The 18,283-nt window shown below is 69.9% G+C and carries 12 protein-coding genes; 10 read left to right on the top strand and 2 right to left on the bottom strand.

The features are described 5' to 3' along the window. Window positions 1-83: 83 nt before the first annotated feature. The 7 genes from FHL80_RS12360 (at window position 84) to FHL80_RS12330 (ending at window position 9,414) form a co-directional block, all read left to right on the top strand. The gene (locus tag FHL80_RS12360) at window positions 84-578 is read left to right on the top strand and encodes a cupin domain-containing protein (protein WP_138733715.1); all 495 of its coding nucleotides are present in this window, start codon (window positions 84-86) and stop codon (window positions 576-578) included. Between the two features lie 446 nt (window positions 579-1,024). Beyond that, window positions 1,025-2,110, top strand: coding sequence for a helix-turn-helix domain-containing protein (locus FHL80_RS12355; RefSeq protein ID WP_138733714.1), 1,086 nt, complete (start codon window positions 1,025-1,027; stop codon window positions 2,108-2,110). A gap of 238 nt (window positions 2,111-2,348) precedes the next feature. Then, window positions 2,349-3,932 (top strand): flavin-containing monooxygenase, encoded by a 1,584-nt coding sequence (locus tag FHL80_RS12350; protein ID WP_246078643.1) that lies wholly within the window; start codon window positions 2,349-2,351, stop codon window positions 3,930-3,932. Window positions 3,933-3,996: 64 nt separating this feature from the next. Beyond that, the gene (locus FHL80_RS12345; RefSeq protein WP_246078642.1) at window positions 3,997-4,950 is read left to right on the top strand and encodes a 2-hydroxyacid dehydrogenase; all 954 of its coding nucleotides are present in this window, start codon (window positions 3,997-3,999) and stop codon (window positions 4,948-4,950) included. Between the two features lie 325 nt (window positions 4,951-5,275). Beyond that, on the top strand, window positions 5,276-6,400 hold the full coding sequence (locus FHL80_RS12340; protein WP_138733711.1) for an NDMA-dependent alcohol dehydrogenase: 1,125 nt from the start codon (window positions 5,276-5,278) through the stop codon (window positions 6,398-6,400). Window positions 6,401-6,449: 49 nt separating this feature from the next. After that, entirely contained in the window at window positions 6,450-7,847 is a 1,398-nt protein-coding gene (locus FHL80_RS12335) for an aldehyde dehydrogenase family protein (RefSeq protein WP_138733710.1), read from the top strand. Between the two features lie 634 nt (window positions 7,848-8,481). Beyond that, window positions 8,482-9,414: an alpha/beta hydrolase gene (locus FHL80_RS12330; RefSeq protein WP_246078641.1), complete on the top strand. Its 933-nt coding sequence runs from the start codon at window positions 8,482-8,484 to the stop codon at window positions 9,412-9,414. A gap of 1,800 nt (window positions 9,415-11,214) precedes the next feature. On the opposite strand, the gene FHL80_RS12320 is transcribed toward FHL80_RS12330, so the two are convergent. Then, complete coding sequence (locus FHL80_RS12320; protein ID WP_138733708.1) at window positions 11,215-11,607, bottom strand: MerR family transcriptional regulator; 393 nt, start codon at window positions 11,605-11,607, stop codon at window positions 11,215-11,217. Window positions 11,608-11,908: 301 nt separating this feature from the next. Between FHL80_RS12320 and FHL80_RS12315 the strand changes: the two genes are divergently transcribed. The 3 genes from FHL80_RS12315 (at window position 11,909) to FHL80_RS25505 (ending at window position 15,177) form a co-directional block, all read left to right on the top strand. Beyond that, complete coding sequence (locus tag FHL80_RS12315; protein WP_138733707.1) at window positions 11,909-13,249, top strand: NtaA/DmoA family FMN-dependent monooxygenase; 1,341 nt, start codon at window positions 11,909-11,911, stop codon at window positions 13,247-13,249. 322 nt (window positions 13,250-13,571) lie between these two features. Further along, a complete protein-coding gene (locus FHL80_RS12310) occupies window positions 13,572-14,840 on the top strand; it encodes an NtaA/DmoA family FMN-dependent monooxygenase (protein ID WP_216870674.1) in 1,269 nt (422 codons plus the stop codon). 193 nt (window positions 14,841-15,033) lie between these two features. Continuing rightward, the gene (locus tag FHL80_RS25505; RefSeq protein WP_216870662.1) at window positions 15,034-15,177 is read left to right on the top strand and encodes a hypothetical protein; all 144 of its coding nucleotides are present in this window, start codon (window positions 15,034-15,036) and stop codon (window positions 15,175-15,177) included. A gap of 679 nt (window positions 15,178-15,856) precedes the next feature. On the opposite strand, the gene FHL80_RS12305 is transcribed toward FHL80_RS25505, so the two are convergent. Continuing rightward, window positions 15,857-17,050 carry a flavin reductase gene (locus FHL80_RS12305; protein WP_216870661.1) on the bottom strand — a complete coding sequence of 398 codons (1,194 nt, stop codon included), beginning with the start codon at window positions 17,048-17,050 and terminating at the stop codon, window positions 15,857-15,859. Window positions 17,051-18,283: the final 1,233 nt, after the last annotated feature.

Raw genomic sequence — 18,283 nt, 5'->3', positions numbered from 1 at the left:
GCCGCCCGGCGCGCCAATGCGTCTGGCTATGCGATTCGAAACAGGATACTGTTTTGTCAAGCATCGTAGAGAGAGGTGGTTCCATGCGACGCGTCGTGGCCGGGACGAACGAAGCGGGCAGGTCCCTCGTGATCAGCGAGGCCTCGGTGGGGACGGACGGAGGTCCGGTCATCTTCCGGGTCGGTGGCGGGTTGCCGTCGGTGCAGTTGGCGACCATCCCGGACGAGGTGACCAGTTCGGACGCCGTCATCGTCCATCTGTGGGAGAGCCCGGGTGGGGCGGCAGCGGACGTCGCCACCGATCTGTCCGCCGGCGCGACGGCGTTCACCATGGAACCCGCTCCGGAGGGTCTGACCTGGCGGTACCACATCTGGGGACCGGGCCGCACGTCCAAGGCACACGCGACCTCGACGCTGGACCTGCTGTTCGTGATCAGCGGCGAGGTGGCGCTGGTCCTGGACGAGGGAGACGTCACGCTGCGGGCGGGGGACGCGCTGGTGCTCCAGGCCGCCTCGCACGGGTGGCGGGCCGGCGACGAGGGATGCACCTTCGTGAGCTCGATGCGCCGCCTCATGTGACGGCCAGCGGTCTTGCCTGGCTCCGCGCACGTCGGCCGGGGTGGAGCGTCGGGGATGGGCGGTCGACCCGCGGCGCAGTCCTGCCGTCAGGAGCCTGAGGCAGGTTACCGTCCGACAACGGTTGGTACGGGCGACGGACACACTGTCTGGGGGTCACGTGCGCACTGGTCTGATGCCTCCCGCTGGGTTCGCGCCGGGATCGACGACGAGGACGTCGCGAGGTGCGTGGGTACACCCGACCACCGACCACATGCTGCTGGCGGCGGTGCACGACGCCGATCTCGCCCAGCGCCCGGAGGCAGTGACGGTGCGGGAGTGGATGGAGATCGCCGAACTGTTGGCGGCGGGTGCGTGACACGGCCCCTGGGGGCTTGCTCCGGGGAGGTCGTCCCCGCGGCGGCCCTCAGTGCCCACCCCGACGCATGGCCGCGCACGGACTATCTACCGTGACGTCCGACCAGCGCGGCCCTAACGAGCCGATCGACTCCAAGGACGTGCTCGCCGTCGTGGACTTCTTCGACGGTCTGCTCGACGACGAGGTGGACGCGGCCGGTCTGGTGAGACAGGTGGCGTCGTTCGCCGGCTGCTCCGTCGGGATTCGCACGGCGACGGGCGCGGTCATCAGCACTGGCCCCTCGGGTGTCCGGGGGGCCAGCCAGGTCCCGGCCGGGGCCGTGAGGTCTCCGCTGCGCCGGGGGGGCGAGGTCTGGTTGGACCGGGCCGGTGGTCCTGAGCCCCGTGACGCACTGCTCCTCAGGCGTCTTGTCGTGGTGGCAGGCCTGGTGCTCGCCGCGGGGGCGGACGCGCAGGACCGGGACTCGTTGCTGGCCACGGTGCTCAGCGACCGGACCGGTGAGGTCGACCGGATCCCCGCGCTCCGGAGACTGCGTCTCACGGGCAACTCCACACTGCGGGCGTTCGCCGTGTCCGGGTCGCCAGCGGCGGTGGGAGCCGTGGTGGACCAGATCAGGAACGTCTCGCCCACCGTGCACGCGACCGCGCTCTCCCAGGTCACGGCCGTCCTCGCCGAGGAGCCCGCCGTCCCCGGGCAGTGGAACATCCCGGTGGGTGTCCGCATGGCCTACAGCGTGCCGTGGCCCGCGGCGCAAGCGCCGCAGGCCTGGCAGCAGGCGCGTACGGGGTTCCGCTTCGCCCTCCCCAGCACGCACGCGAGCGGGCCGTACACCGACAACGAGGCCGTGGGCGTCCCGGGGGAGCGGGTAGGAGGCTTCGCGATCCTGGCGGAGGGCCTGCGGGCGGAGGACATCGCGCGTGTGCCCGACGTGCAGGCACTGGACCGGATCGTGCTCGAGTCAGGGGAGGAGGCGATCCGGGTCCTCGAGGCGGTGGCCGCGACCGAGTCGCTGCGGCGCGCGGCGAGCCTCGTGCACCTGCACCACAACTCGGTGGCGGCTCGGCTGCAGGCAGCCGAGCGGGCTCTGGGCTTCTCCACCTCGCAGCCCTACGGGCGGTTCCGGTTGCTGCTGGCGCTGGCGCTGCGGCGGGTCCGGGACTCACCTCCTATCGAGTGAGCCTTCGCCGAATGGCGCCCGGCCAGCCCTGGAATGGCGCCAATTGGAGGGTGACCTGCGTCTCACCGCGTCTCTAGGCTTCTCCCTCAAGCCGCCCGGGATGCTCCGCGCAACTCCCGGCCGGACGAGCACCTGCCAAGGCGAACCGCCCCCTCTCGAACCATCCTGCTGTCGGAGGACAACAATGCCTGCTGCCCTTGCCCAGGCTCAGTCCGGTGGGCGTTCGATCCCCCGGACCGTGGACGTCGTCGTGGTCGGGGCCGGTCTCTCCGGCCTGTACATGCTGCACAAGCTCCGCGCCCAGGGGCTGTCCACCGTCGTGCTCGAGGCCAACAGCGATGTCGGGGGGACGTGGTACGCCAACCGCTACCCCGGTGCCCGGGTCGACGTGGAGAGCTTCGGCTACTCCTACTCGTTCGATCCCGACCTGGAGCAGGAGTTCGAGTGGTCGGAGCGCTTCGCCACCCAGCCGGAGCTGCTGCGCTACTTCCAGCACGTGGCCGAGCGTTTCGACCTGCGCAAGGACATCGCCTTCGACACCAGCGTCACCTCCGCGCAGTACGACGAGAGTGGCCGCCGCTGGCAGGTGCGCACCGAGCGGGGGGACACGGTCACCACTCGTTTCCTGGTGATGGCGACCGGCTCCCTGTCAGCTGCGAAGATGCCCGAGATCCCCGGCCTGGAGTCCTTCCGGGGGGTCAGCTACCACACAGCCCAGTGGCCCGTCGAGGAAGTCGACTTCACCGGCCAGCGGGTCGGGGTGATCGGTACCGGATCCTCCGGCGTGCAGGTCATCCCGCTCATCGCCGAGCAGGCAGCAGAGCTGACGGTGTTCCAGCGGACTCCCGCCTACGCCCTCCCGGCTCACAACCGTCCCCTCCGGCCTGGGGAGGGGACGTCGGCGAAGTCCGACTACCCCGCCTACCGGAAGGCGGCGAGGGAGTCTGGCTTCGGGGTCCCGATGGAGCCGCCGACCAAGTCGGCGCTGGAGGCCTCCGCCGAGGAGCGCGAGCAAGCCTTCGAGGAGGCGTGGCAGGCGGGGGGCCTGACGGCCCTTGTCGGCACCTTCACCGACATCCAGACGGATCTGGACGCCAATGCCCTGGCGATGGAGTTCCTGCACCGCAAGATCGCCGAGGCCGCGACCGACCTGCAGACCGCTGCCGACCTCACCCCCCAGTACCCCTTCTGGTCCAAGCGGCCCTGCCTGAACACCGGCTACTACGACGCCTTCAACCGACCCAATGTCCGCCTGGTCAACCTGCAGCGTGAGCCCCTGACGGAGGTCACCGGAGCGGGCATCCGGACGTCGGCACGCGAGTACGAGCTCGACGCGATCGTGTACGCCACTGGATTCGACGCGATGACGGGCTCCTTCACCCGCGTCGACGTCCGGGGCCGAGGCGGCGTCTCGTTGCAGGAGGCCTGGGCGGCCGGGCCGCGGACCTATCTCGGACTCGGTACCGTCGGTTTCCCCAACCTCTTCATGATCGCCGGCCCCGGCAGCCCCTCCGTGCTGTCGAACATGGTGGTGTCCATCGAGCAGCACGTGGACTGGGTGTCCGACGCGATCGCGTACATGGAGCGCCGGGGCCTGGCCACGATCGAGGCAACCCCGACCGCGCAGGACGAATGGGTCGACCACGTCAACGTCCTCGCCTCCTACACGCTGTTCCCGGGGACCGACTCCTGGTTTCTGGGGGCGAACGTGCCGGGCAAGGCCCGGGTCTTCATGCCCTACGCGGGGGGTGTGGGCGCTTACCGGCAGAAGTGCGACGAGGTCGCCGCGAGCGGTTACGCGGGCTTCCAGTTCAGCTCTTGAGACACCCGACTCCCGGTGCAGCGACGACGTCGTCCAGAAGGGGCACATCGTGCACCACGTCTACGTGAGCCGCCAGCTCAGCCCCGGCGCCATGGAGGCGGCCGTTTCCCTCGGTCATCCGCTGGTCGTCCACGACGACCCGGACGCGCCTCCGTCGCGCCGCCAGCTCCTCGACGCGGTGCGCGGCGCCGTGGCCATCATCTCGCTGCTCACGGAGAAGATCGACGAGGAGTTGCTCGACGCCACCGGGAGTGGGCTGCGCATCGTCGCGAACTGCGCCGTCGGTTACGACAACATCGCAGTCTCGGCGGCGATGTCCCGGGGAGTGGCGGTCACCAACACCCCGGGAGTGCTGGACGAGGCCACCGCCGACTGCACCTTCGGGCTGATCCTCGCGGCAGCACGCAGGCTCGTCGAGGCGGACAGGTTCATCCGAAGCGGTGCCGACTGGATCTGGGGCCCACAGGCTTTCGTGGGTCTGGACGTCAGCGCCGGGGCGACGCTGGGGATCATCGGCCTGGGCCGGATCGGGATGGCGGTGGCACGGCGGGCCGCAGCGTTCAACATGCGAGTCGTGGCGACCGGCAGCCGGGCGGCCGGCTCCGAGGCGGCGGCGCTCGGGGTGCAGGCCGTGGAGCTGGCGCAGTTGCTGGCCGTCAGCGACGTCGTCTCCGTGCACTGCCCGCTCACCGAGGCCACGCGCCACCTCATCGGTCGCGCGGAGCTGGCCGCGATGAAGCCCACCGCCATCGTGGTCAACACCGCCCGCGGGCCGATCGTCGACGAGGCCGCACTCGTGTCTGCCCTGCAGGACGGCGTCATAGCCGGTGCTGGGCTTGACGTCTACGAGGACGAGCCGGCGTTGCACCCAGGCCTCCGGCACCTCGACAACGTCGTCCTGCTGCCGCACATAGGCAGCGCCGGCGACGCGACGAGGGACGCCATGGGCCGGCTGGCCGTGGAGAACGTCCGATGCGTCCTCGACGGGTCACCGCCGCGCACGCCGGTGCCCCGATGACGGACTCGACACGACGGACCGGGGCTGGCCGCCCGGCGGAGGCTGCACGACGGGCGCACGCGCAGATCTTCCGGCCCGACGTAGAACAGGATACTGTCTTGATGTTCTCCCGGTCACACCTGCGGACCGCCCGGAAGGCGTCCGCGGCGGTGCTAGCTGGGAGCGACGAAGCGCGCCGACCAGGAGTGTCCAGGTCGGATTTGCCACGAACCCCGGCTGCAGCTGCGCTGTGCTGGCTCCCACCGGGTTGGTTCCACGAAGTGAGTGACAGCACCAGCACAAGCACCGGCGGTCGCCGGCGCTCATCAGGAGAGGGACGACCCACATGAAGACTCGAGCAGCTGTCCTCCGTAGTGCACCCGGTGCGTGGAGCATCGAGGAGCTGGAGCTCGACGACCCCCGTGACGGGGAGGTCCTGGTCGAGATGGTCGCGACCGGTCTGTGCCACAGCGACGACCACGTGGTCATGGGCGACGTCCACCCGGGTCACCTGCCGATGGTCGGCGGCCACGAAGGCGCCGGCATCGTTCGCGAGCTGGGGCCGGGTGTGCGCGGACTGGCGGTGGGCGACCACGTCCTGACTGCCTTCGTCCCCGGCTGCGGTGAGTGTCGCTGGTGCGCCATGGGGCTGCAGAACCTGTGCGACAACGGAGCGCACGTCATGATCGGCGACCAGTTGGACGGTACCTTCCGGATGCACACCGACGACGGGCTCGACGTCGCCACGCTGAGCCTGCTGGGCACCTTCTCCGAGCACCAGGTGTTCGACCAGAAGTCACTGGTCAAGATCGAGAAGGACGTCCCGCTCGAGATCGCCTGCCTGGTGGCGTGCGGCGTCCAGACCGGGTACGGGTCAGCGACCCAGGCCGGCGATGTGCAGCCCGGTGACGTGGTCCTGGTCATCGGCGTCGGTGGCGTCGGCATGAACGCCGTCCAGGGTGCGCGGGCGAGCGGCGCGGCGCACGTCATCGCCATCGACACGGTCGAGGACAAGCGCAAGTGGGCGATGGACTTCGGGGCGAGCGAGGCCTACGAGTCCATCGACGCGGCCATGGACCGCGTGCGACACCTGACCAACGGTCAGGGCGCAGACGTTGCGATCCTCAGCGTCGGCGTCGTGCACAACGACATCTTCGGCGCCGCGTTTCAGGCCATCCGCAAGGCCGGAACGCTGGTCGTGACCGGCATCGGCCCGGATGACGAGGAGGCTGTCATCCCCGGCCTCAACGCGTTCATCATCGCGATGATGCAGAAGCGCATCCAGGGCGCGCTGTACGGCATGAAGTCCCCGCGGGAGGCCATGCCGATGCTGCTGAACATGTACCGCGCCGGTCAGCTCAAGCTCGATGAGCTCGTCACCCGCGAGTACTCCCTGGACCAGGTCAACGAGGCGGCGGCCGACATGCGCAGCGGAGTGAACATCCGCGGTGTCATCCGCTTCGACAAGTGACGTCAGAACTGTCCCTGCACCCGGTCCACCCGTACTTGAGGAGAGCGGCATGACCAGCACACTTCCCCGCCCGGACACCCGGGCCTACGTGACCGTCAACCCGGCGACGGGTGAGCTCGTAAAGGAGTTCCCGTCCCTGACCGATGCCGAGACGCAGGCCGTTCTCCAGCGCGCGCACGAGGCGTTCCTGAGCTGGCGTCGCACCACAGCGGCCGAGCGTGCCGGCCTCTTCTCCACGTTGGCCGAGCTCGTCCAGGCCAACGCGGTGGAGCTGGGGCGCCTGGTGAGCCTGGAGATGGGGAAGCCTGCAGGCCAGGCGGTCTACGAAGCCGGTATGGCGTCGTCCATCGCCGGCTGGTTCGCCGAGAACGGCGAAGCGCTGCTGGCCGATGAAGAGGTCCAGGTCCCGGGCTTCAGACAAGCCGTCACCCGCCGGGAGCCCGTGGGGGTCATCCTCGCCATCGAGCCGTGGAACGCCCCGCTCTACCAGGCCATGCGGGCGGCCGCCCCGAACCTGATGCTGGGCAACACCGTCCTGCTGAAGCCGGCGGAGATCACGGCCGGGTCCACGCTGTTCCTGGTGAGCCTGTTCGAGCAGGCCGGCTTTCCCGCCGACGTCATCCAGACCGCGCTCGTCTCCACCGATCAGGTCTCGACCCTGGTCTCCGACGCTCGCGTGCGGGGGCTGACCCTCACCGGGTCCGACCGGGCTGGGTCGGCCGTCGGGGAGCAGGCCGGGCGGCACATCAAGCCGGCGGTGCTGGAGCTGGGTGGGTCGGATGCCTTCGTGGTGCTGGACTCGGCCGACGTGGCGAAGGCCGCGGGCACGGCGTCGGCATGCCGCCTGGCGTTCGGCGGGCAGGTGTGCGCGTCACCCAAGCGCGTGATCGTCACCGAGAAGGTCGCCGACGACTTCATCGCCCAGTTCAACGCTGCCTTCGGCAACCAGCAGGTCGGTGACCCGTTCGACCCCTCGACGACCATCGGGCCGCTGTCCAGTCAGGCAGCAGTCGACCTCTTGCAGGACCAGTACCAGGACGCCATCGACAAGGGCGCGACCGTGCTGGTGGAGGGCGGCCGGGTCGACGGTATCGGGGCGTACTTCAAGCCGGCCGTGATCACCGACATCACCCCGGAGATGCGGCTGTACTCCGAGGAGGCGTTCGGTCCGCTCGCGATGATCTTCCGGGTGCCCGACGCCGACGGCGCCATCCAGCTGGCCAACGACAGCATCTACGGGCTGGGCGGGACGGTCTTCGGCGAAGACGTCGAGGAGGCCCGCGCCGTCGCTGGTCAGCTCGACACCGGCATGGTCGGAGTCAACAACTTCCTCGGCGGACCGATCGAGATCCCGTTCGGGGGAACCAAGCGGTCGGGCTACGGCCGGGAGCTCGGCAAGTCCGCGATGGACCAGTTCGCGAACATCAAGACCTACGGCATCGCCTGACGGTCTGCCGGTCCCGCTCCGTGCGTGGCGGGACCGGCACAGCGCCGGTCACCCGGACCGGCAGGACCTGGAGCCTCGTCGACCGAGCCGGCTGTGGCCGACATAAGGTCCCCGCCCCTGCAGGTCTCTCCTGGGGTCAGTACGACCATCCCGCCGATCAGACCGTGTCGAACTGCGTCACGTTCTCTGGAACCCCCCTAAGCACACCAACTGATACAGGCCCGGTCCCCACCACGTTGGTGGCGCGACTGCGCCGGGCCCCAGAGGCCGGGGCTCGTCCGTGCCCCGTCGCCCGGCGGAGATCGTCTGCCCGAGCAGGGTGTCGATGTCGTCGAGGAATCGTCGCCGGGCCCAGTACGTGCCGGAACTCAGAAGTCGGTTGCGTTCAGCGTCATCGATCCAGCCCACGGATGGATCGCAACCCCGTCCGGCCGCTCCCTGCGCGTCCCGCCAGGTGACAGGGAGAGACCGCCGTTCGGCTCTCGCTCTATCGAAAGCATGTCGCCAGCCTGTGATGACGTCACGTTCGGCCACAAACATCCGAGGGGTTCTCATGACAACGACGTCGCCGACCACCAGCGGCCAGCCCGGGGTGACGGGTCCGCCGCCCCCCTTCGACCCCGAGTGTGGTGCGGTGCTGAGCGCGCTAGCCGGGGTGGTGTCGCCATCGTGGACCTTCGACCAGATCGCGACGCTGCGGACCGCCACCACCGAGGGCTGGCCCTCGCCCACCGACGAGGAACTGGCCCGCGGCGGGGCGTTCACCGTGGAGGACCGGTCAGTTCCGGGGCCGGACGGCGCGCCGGAGATTTCCCTGCTGATCTGCCGGCCGACTGCAGCGACCGCACCTGTCGCTGCGATCTACAGCATCCACGGCGGCGGCTTGATCAGCGGTGACAACCGGGCGCTCATGACCGAGGTCTTCGACTTGGCCCAGGAACTCCAGCTCGCCGTCGTGTCCGTGGAGTACCGGCTGGCACCGGAGACCCCGCACCCGGGCCCGGTCGAGGACTGCTACGCCGGCCTGGTCTGGACCGCCGAGCACGCCGAGGAGCTGGGCATCGACCCGGCCCGGATCGTGGTCGCCGGGTCCAGCGCGGGCGGTGGCCTGGCGGCCGCCGTGGCTCTGCTGGCGCGTGACCGGGGCGGGCCGGCGTTGGCCGCTCAGATGCTGATGTGCCCCATGCTCGACGACCGCAACGACACGGTGTCCGCGCAGCAGATGGCCGGCATCGGCATGTGGGACCGAATCAGCAACGAGACCGGCTGGACGGCCTTGCTCGGTGAGTCCCGTGGCGGCCCTGACGTCTCGCCCTACGCTGCGCCAGCGCGGGCCACAGACCTGTCCGGACTGCCGGCGGCGTTCATCGACGTCGGCTCGGCGGAGACCTTCCGCGACGAGGACGTCACCTATGCCAGCCGCATCTGGCAAGCCGGAGGTGTGGCCGAGCTGCACGTCTGGCCCGGCGGGTTCCACGGCTTCACCACCACCGTGCCGCACGCCCAGATCTCCCAGGACGCCGGAGCCGTCCGCCTGCGGTGGTTGCGGCGGGTGCTCGCACCGTGAGACCGGGCCGGGGACCATGAGCCCGTGGACGACCTAGCGATCCGGCTCGCTGCGCTCGATCCGGAAGCAGCCTCGGCAGTGCGGGTCATCGCCCACTTCGACGCCCTGCAGGAGGCCCGCGCCGGTCTGCAGTCCATCGTCCGCGCTGCTGCCGTGCTCGCCGGTTGCCCGGTCCGGCTCCGCGACCCCGCCCGGCGGCTGCCGTCCGCGTCCCGGTCGACGGTGTCGCTGTCGGTGCCGACCGGGAGCCGGACCAGTCGTGGCCCTCGGCGTCCCTCACCGAGACGGTGCCGCAGTCTGGCTCGAGCAGTCGGGCCCACCCGGCACCGCCGGGGCGGTGGTGCTGGAGCGTGCGGCGGCCGTCGTCCGCAGGGTCCTGGCCCGCACCCGCGGACGGAATGTCGACGACCCCGCCCTGGTCGAAGTGCTCCTGGACGCCCCAGCCCCGAGGCTGACCGGTTGCCGGCGGCTCGTCGTATGGGTCTGCCGCCAATGGTCCGCGCTGTGGCCGTCGCAGATGGCGCCCCCCGCGGGTGGTGCCCGCCGATGCCTGCGAGGTGGCCGCCCGGCCAGGTCGGTTTCGGGTCAGCGGTCACCGTCGGTGAGCTGCCGGCCTCCTCGCGGGACGCCCAGCTGGCGTTGAGTCTGACCGCTGCAGGTACCCCCGACGATCCCGGCCCCTCCGTGGTGCGGGCCGACGACCTCGGGGCGCTGCCCCTGTGGTCCGGGCGGCCGTGCTGAGCGCGCGCCGATCCCGACGTACGGGCGCTCGAGCGAGCGTCAATCTCCGGTGCATGGGTGCTCGCCACCCTGGACGCCGTCGCCGGCGCTCACAGCCTGCGGGATGCGGCGCGAACGCTGCGGGTCCACCACTCGACCTTGTAGGACCGGCTCACCCACGCCGAATCATTGCTGGGATGGAAGGTGCGCGAGCCGCACGGCCTGCTCAGGTTGCAGCTGGCTCTCGTGCTCCGGCGCGCGATGCGACACCGCTGAGCGGCGGGACCGGTCCCTACTCGAACTGACGCGGACGGGGCGCCCGCCACACCGGACACGCTCCGCCCGGAGGCGGTTTTAGATGTACTGACTGGAGACGTTGGTCGAGGAGCTGTGACGACAGGGTCTGATTGAGGATCTTGTCCGGGGAGAACCCCCGGCGTGGAGTGGAGCTGCTGAAGGCACCCGTTCCACGAAGCACCGGAGGTCCTCGCGCTCTACGCTGATGCCGCGCTCACTCCTCGTCAGCGGCTTCGGATGGCGCGGCTGATCGTGCCAGACAGCTGGAAACGGCGAGACATCAGCCGCGATCAGCGGTCAGGCGGGCTGTCCTCCATGGACTGCCTGTCCTCGGGCAGGCATGACGACGAGCACGAGTCGGCGGAATCTGCCCGCCACCTGGCGAGCCTCGACTTGTCACCGGCCCTCAGCCGTATGCGTTCAGGAGTCCGCACGGCCAGCAACAACCCGCGTGGCCGCAGCCGACGGGGTCCGGTTCGTTGCCTGGACGCCCAGGCGCGCGCCCCGTGCCGACGACGCCCTGCGCCTCTCCGGTAGGACTCCGACACTGGGAATTCGTGGGTGGCGGTGTCATGGCGGGCCGCGCCGCCCGAGGCGCCCCACCCGTCTGATGTGGACCACTTTCTGTTCCCGGGCGCTCCACGTCCGCGCCGGGAGACCCCACGGCGGGTCGCCGAGGATGTTCCCCGGCGGCCCGGGATGAGCCACCCGGACAGCCTCTCGTCCAGCGGGCCGAGGCCGTGGACTGTCCTCCGAGCCGCAGACGCCGTGTAGTGCACCGCCTCAGCTACTGGCTTGCTCATCAGGTCTGCCGCCGGTCATCGCCCTCTCCATGGCCTTGATGTAGCGGCTCAGGGCGTCACAGTTGTGCTGGAGGATCGCGATGCGCTCCTCCATCTTGTCCCGCTGGTCGATCAACACTGCTCGCAGCTGTGGGTCGGCGTCCACGACGAGGACCTGCTCGCGGTTCAGGCAGGGCAGGATGTCGGCGATGATCCTCGTGGGGATGCCAGAGTCGAGGAGCCCGCGGATCTTGCGCACGCGGTCGACGAGGTAGTCGTCGTACTCACGAAACCCGTTCTCCCGCCGTCCCACGGTGATGAGCCCCTGGTCCTCGTAGTACCGCAGCATCCGAGGCGAGACGCCGGTCCTGTGTGAGAGATCACCAATCTGCACCGGCCCATCCTCCTTGACCCTGACATGGATGTGAAGGTCCGACGATCTGTGCGTGACCCACCCGCCTGCTCGATCCCGACGGGGGGCGTCCAGGGTGCGGCGGCCCCGGACCGTCCGTGGGCCCAGGTGCTGCCCGGGTGGCGGGGTGCCTGACGTCGCATCGCCCGCCAGCGCCGCCGGGCTCCCGCGGGTGGGACCGAGGGGCGGGAGCAGCCGCGGGGGCCCGCCTCGGCACGCGCCCGCGGACCACCGGCGCTGAGCATCCGACTGCACGAAGCACCATCGACGAGAGGCGCTCACGATGACGGACAAGAAGATCATCCTCGGCATGGGGATGAACGACGGATACGGCGCGATGGGCCTCGCCTGGCGCGCGCCCGACGTCGGGGTCGACAACTACACCGACATCGCGGCCAACATCCGGTACGCCCGGGCGGCCGAACGCGGCAAGTTCGCGTTCCTCTTCACGCCCGACTTCCCGGCCGTGCGGGCTGATGTCGGGCCCAGCCCCATCCGCAACATCATCGAACCGATGCTGTCGCTGACGGCGATCTCGCAGGCGACATCCCGCATCGGTCTGGTTGCGACGGGCTCGACCACCTTCCAGGAACCGTTCAACCACGCCCGTCAGTTCAAAGCGCTCGACGTGATGAGCCACGGTCGCGCCGGCTGGAACGCCGTCACGACCAGCGACCCGGCCGTGGCCGCCAACTACGGCCGAGCGGTCGCCTCCCGCGCCGAGCGGTACGGACGGGCTCACGAGTCTGTCCAGATCGTGCAGGCCCTGTGGGGGAGCTGGGCAGCGGACGCCTGGATCAAGGACAAGGAGTCCGGGCAGTTCATCGACCTTGACGGGCTCCAGCCGGTGAACATGCAGGGCCAGTACGTCGCCTCACGTGGCCCCCTGGCCATCCCGCCCTCGGAACAGGGGCAGCCGGTCATCTTCAGCTCCGGTGGCCCCAGCCCCCACCTGCTGGCCCTCGCAGGCCGTTACGCCAGCGGCTTCATCGGCGAGGTGTGGACCATCGACGAGGGACGGGCTCAGCGCGACATGGTGCGCCGTGCCGCACAGGACGCCGGCCGCGATCCCGACGAGATCAAGTACTTTCCGGGGCTGATGACGACGATTGCTCCCAGCGTGCGCGAAGGACTGGATCGGAGGATGGCGATCGCTGGGGACTCACTAGCCGCGCAGCTGCCGCACCTGTCGGCCATGCTCGGCGTCGGGCTCCACCACGGCCAGCTCGACCAGCCGCTGTCACCGGCGCAGCTCGCCGAGGCCCACGCTTCGCCCATGGACCCCCGCTCGGTGCCCGCGCTGGAGGTGGCGCGGCAGGGGTGGACGGTCCGCGAGATCCTGGCGCACGGCGTCATCGATTACCACCCCGTCACCGTCGGACCTCCTGAGGTCCATGCGGACCACCTGCAGCGGTGGTTCGAGGCCGGGGCCGCCGATGGGTTCTGGCTCAACCCGGATGTGTTCGAGGACGGCGTCGACGCCTTCGTCGACCAGGTGGTGCCCCTGCTGCAGCAGCGAGGCATCTACCCGACGGACTACCCGGGCCGGACCCTGCGCCAGAACCTCGGCGTGCCTGAGCAGTACGGTCTCGACGCGCGCGTCGCCCCTGCAGGGGGCATCTGAGTCCGTAGCCGGGACCGGGCCATCGCCGCCGCCGCCACCCGGGCAGGAACCGGTCTCGAGGTCGGGACGGTTGCCGCACCTCTGCCGGCGTTCGCCGGGTCCGTGCTCCGACCTCGTGCGCTGTCCTGTCCACACCGCGGGTTGCGGCACGGCTCAGGCGACCTGTTCCGCGCCCGGAGGGACGCCGCAGCGCGGAGCGTCATGAGCGCGAAGATGCCCGGCGCCTCGGGCCCGAACGAGCAGAGAGCGAGATGGGTATGCGGAACGAGCACATGGTCCTGGCCATGGCCATGGGGAACAACTTCGGCAGCCATCCGGGGGCCTGGCGCATGCCGCATGCAGACGTCGGCTCCTTCACCGACATCGATGCGGCGGTCCGACAGGCACTGACCGCAGAGAGGGGGGACTGCAGTTCGTCTTCCTGCCGGACCGCCTCTTCCTGCACGGGGACCTGGCTTTCGCACCCCCCGTGTTCGTCATGGACCCGGTCGTGACGCTGTCCGCGCTGGCTCAGGCGACCGAACGGATCGGACTCGTCGGGACCGTGTCGACCTCCTTCACCGAGCCGTACGTGCTGGCACGTCAGCTCAAGGCCCTGGACGTCATCAGCCACGGTCGGGCCGGGTGGAACGCCGTACCGAGCTACGAGCCCGATGCCTTCGCCAACTTCGGTCGGCCGTTGCCTCCCCGGGAGAAGAAGTACGAACGCCTGCACGAGGTCCTGCACATCGTGCAGGCACTCTGGGGGAGTTGGGGGGAGGGGGCGGGCCGACCGGACAAGGCCGGCGCGTTCGCCGATCCTGCGCAGGTCCGCCCGATCGACCTGCAGGGTAGGCACGTCGCGGCGCGTGGTCCGCTCCCCGTCCCGCCTTCGGAGCAGGGCCAGCCCGTCGTCGTCATGCCGGCCAGCAGCGGGTACGGCCTGCAAGCTGCCGGCATGTACGCCGACGTCGTGATCGGCATGCCGATGACGGTCGAGGAGGGGCGAGCCCAACGGGACGTCGTCCGGCACCCAGCTGATGCATCAGGGCGCGACCCGGATGAGGTCACGTTTATCGCGTTCACGGGCTACGCGCTCGGGGGCAGCACGCGCGAGGCGCTGGACCGCCGTCGTGCGCTCGATGACCGGGCCGATCCGCGGCAGGCGCTGGCTCGGCTGGGCGCACTGCTCGGGCTGGGCCAGCACTTCGCTCGGCCCGACGAAGCTTTGAGTCCGTCGGAGCTCGCGCTCGCCAGTGCACACCCCGGCTGCGCGCGTTCGGCTCAGGCGCTCCAACTGGCGCGCGCCGGGTGGTCGCCGCGGGACATCCTCGCCCACGGGGTGCTGGACCCCCACCCCTCCGTGACGGGCACCGCGGAACAAGCCGCCGACCACCTGCAGGAATGGTTCCAAGCCGGCGCCGTCGACGGCTTCATGCTCAGCGTGGACGACTTCCACGACGGGATCGACGACGTCGTCGACCAGGTCGTCCCGATCCTGCGCGAGCGCGGTCTCTTCCCGAACGGCTACGTGGGGACCACCCTGCGAGACCACCTGGGGCTGCCGCGGCGGTACGGACTAGACCCCCGCGTCATGAGCAGCCCTGCCTGAGCCACGCCACTCGGTGGGTGCGCCTCTGCTCGGGCACCGGAGGCAAGTGGTCGCGCAACCAGGTCCTGTCCAGCTTCGCTCGCCGCCCCGGTGTCCTACGTGGCACTCCGGGAGACGGCTCGGGGGAGAACGGTTCCGGGAAGTCGACCTTGGTCGAGATCTCACCGGTGTCCACACTTCCGACGAGGGCGGGGTGGTCGACCTGTGGGGAGAGGAATTCACCTTCCCGATCGACGCCGGGGGCATCATGGTCATCCACCGGAACCCCGGGCTCGCCGACGAGCTCATGGTCGCCAAGCACATCAGGATCCCGTCGGCCTTTGGCACGCGTGCGTGAGGCCCTGAGCTGGCGGCATGAGCGAGCTGTGGTCCTCGAGCTCTGCGCGAAGTGCGGAATCCGGCTGGACCCGCGGCGCCGAACCCTGACGACGACGTGCGGCACGAACACCAGCGAGCCGGTGAGCGCGGTGCCAGCGGGGTGGCGGTGTAGACGCTGATGAAACGGATGCCGACCGCGCAGACCGCCGCTTTCCCGCCGACGAGCGTGGTCACCAGCGCCCAGCAAGGTTGTACCGCCGTCAGACCGCTCGGTGACCAGGCCGGTGACACCATTGCGCGGAGCGGCCACGCGTGAAGGAAGCCGGCGCTGGGACCGACGACATCGCCAGCCGGCCGAGCCCGCCGGCCAGCACCGGCAGGCCCATCGGGACCAGGGTCAGAACAGCAGCATCGCCAGGAAGCCGCGGCGGGCGCTGAGGATCGCGCCGGCCAGCATCACGCCCATCTAATGGGCGGTGAGCGGCACCGGCACCATCGGCACCGGGACGCCGGCATCAGCCCCCGGACGGCGGTGATGGCAGCGAACACCGGGACATGAGCGAGATTGCGGGTCCTACGGCGCTCCGCAGCACATGGCTCCCTTGCCGGCGAGCCGGTCGGTTGCCGTTCCCGACGTCAGGTGCTGCCAGGTCTTCATCTACTGCTCCCGTCAGCCGGTTCGGGCCTCCACCGTCTGGCTAACCCCCTGAGGGCAGGACGAGTCGGATTGCCGCCGAGGCCGCCGCCGCGGTCTCCAGGAGCTCGGCCCCCCAGCGCTCGATCTCCCCTCCGGTCAACACCCCGGGAGGACCCCAGAAGGAGAGCATGAACGCGACCTGGCCGTCCGGGTGGAAGACGGGGGCCGACAGAAGTCGCAGCTCGTAAGGCTCGTCCTCGGCCAGCACCTCTGGGTTGTACTCGCTGAGCAGCCTCGTGATCGCGTCGCGTAGCGCGGTCGGGGATGCATCTGGGTCCCCCGCCGCGAAACGGGCCAATATTTCCTCAAGTCGGGCGTGCTTCTCGTGGCCGATGGCCAGCGCGTACCCGCGGGCTCGAACGCGCTGCACCGCTCTGCGGCACTCATCCTCCACGTCATCGGGCGCCCCGGACCTCAGGATCTTGGAGAGCCACAGCTGGAGCACCGACTCCCCACCCCAGGCGGCGAGCGCGCTGCCGAGGGGAGGCATGAAGGGCATGCGCAGGCCGACGCGCGTCGGTGCCACGGCAGTGCGCGCTTGCCCGGCGGCAGCCGCAAGCACGAGTTCGTCCCGGACGAGCGCAACGGCCGTGACCTCGGTCGCAAAACGAGCAGCCAGGCTGTCCATGTGAGGACGCGCCAGATCCACCAGGCGGAGGTGGCCCAACAGATCGGCGTCGACGGCTGCCAAGGACAGGGGTGTGAAGGAGCCGTACCCACCACGGAAGAAGAGAAGGGGGTGGGACTGATTTTCGACGTCCAGGTGCTGGACCCGGCCCACGACGATGTGATGGTCCCCCGAGTCGTGGATCACCTCGGTTGTGCAGTCGATGAAGGCGACGCAGCCGGTGATGACGGGGTTGCCGCCCGGTGACCGCCACCAGTCCACGTCGGCGAACTTGTCGGTCTTCCGGACCGCGATCGTCCGACAGACGCGCTCCTGATCCGCTCCCAGGACGTTCACGCAGAACGCGGCGCCGGACTCCCGGATGGCTCGCCAGGAGTTCGACTTCTTGTCCGGCAGGAAGGCTACGAGGGGTGGATCCAGCGAGACCGACGTGAACGATCCGACGGTCATCCCCAGTGGCTGGCCCTCGGGGCTCATGGCCGTGACGATTACCACTCCAGTCGGGTACTGCCCCAACACCTGCCGGAAGAGCGCAGGATCGATCGGCTCAGTTGCTCTGGCGGTCACGTGTTCCCTCTCCGATGGTCTCCGTTGTCTTGTGTGCGATCGTCCGCCACCCTCGCGAGCTGAACTGCGACTGTGATCGGGCAATCCGTCGGGTCACCTCTGCGGGGTCATCGAACGGGATCCCCACCTCGGACCCTCCAGCCGCGCGCGAGGTGAGCCCACCCGCGGGTGGGCTCACCTCATGCGTCGCCGAGGGACATGACGCCCCCGAATTCTCCGCAGGCGCCAGCGGATCCCGCCGCCTGTGACGGCCTCGCCGCCGCACCGTAACATCGAATAGTAACCCATTTGCCAACGGAGCCGCCCCGGACGCCGCTCGCTGGACGGTGGCCGGAGGACGATCACTCAGTCGCTCGGCTCGTCAGCCACTCGGAGAGAGCGGTAAGGCCAGCCGTGCAGCACCTGTCGAGAGCGTCGCGGAGCCGGGCTGACGGTGCGGCAGTACGAGGGGGTGGTGAGCGCTCGTCAGCGTGCGGGTCGCCTCGGGAAAGCCAGCTCGGGTGGGCCCGCCGGCGCCGCCGTGGAACTTCGCGAACGACACTCAGTATGGGTTGGGTGGCGGTGTTCGGGGAGGGCCTCGATGAGGCGCGTGCGGTCGCCGGACAGCTGGACACGGCATGATCGGTGTCAACAACTCCCTGGTGTGCCCGTCGAGATCCGACGCAATGGCCGCACGAGCGGAGATACCGACTCTTCACTCATCACGACGCCGTCCATCAGGACAACGATCGGCGTGTACCGCCGCAGCTCCGTGCAGAAGCGATACTGATCCGCCCAGCTGTCAGGACCCCTGGCGCCTGTACCGGCATCGTCGAACAAGGCGTTGACGCCCTTCCCCGCGCAGTGTCCGCGGCCACCCGGTCCGGGGGGCGGGGCAGTCGGTCGATTCGCCGCGGCCGAGCCCGCCGGCGAGCACTGACCGGTTTCGGTCGCTAGTTCGCCGACATCAGGACGTACGGCATCGCCAGAGCGTTTGCCAACTCTGTCGCGCGCGTCAACTGGGCGGGGCGCATGGTCGCGTTCTGGGTCGCCGGGCGGCGATTCAAGCGCCGCCCCGGCGGCTCGGTTGAGTGGTGACGGTGCAGGCAGGCCGTCGATGCGCCGTGGGTCAAGTCCGCTGGGGTGGTGTGTGACGGGGTCCGCGTGATCTTCCTGGTTGGTCAGGCGCTGAGCGCCGGGATGGTGGTCTGTGCGGTCACCTCCTCGCTGGTGTCGGTGTCGGTGACGGGTCGG

It is taken from the genome of Modestobacter excelsi, from assembly GCF_005930495.1.
GTDB lineage: Bacteria > Actinomycetota > Actinomycetes > Mycobacteriales > Geodermatophilaceae > Modestobacter > Modestobacter excelsi.
The sequence above is the reverse complement of the archived record's forward strand: the minus strand, read 5'-3'. Positions and strand labels throughout refer to the sequence as shown.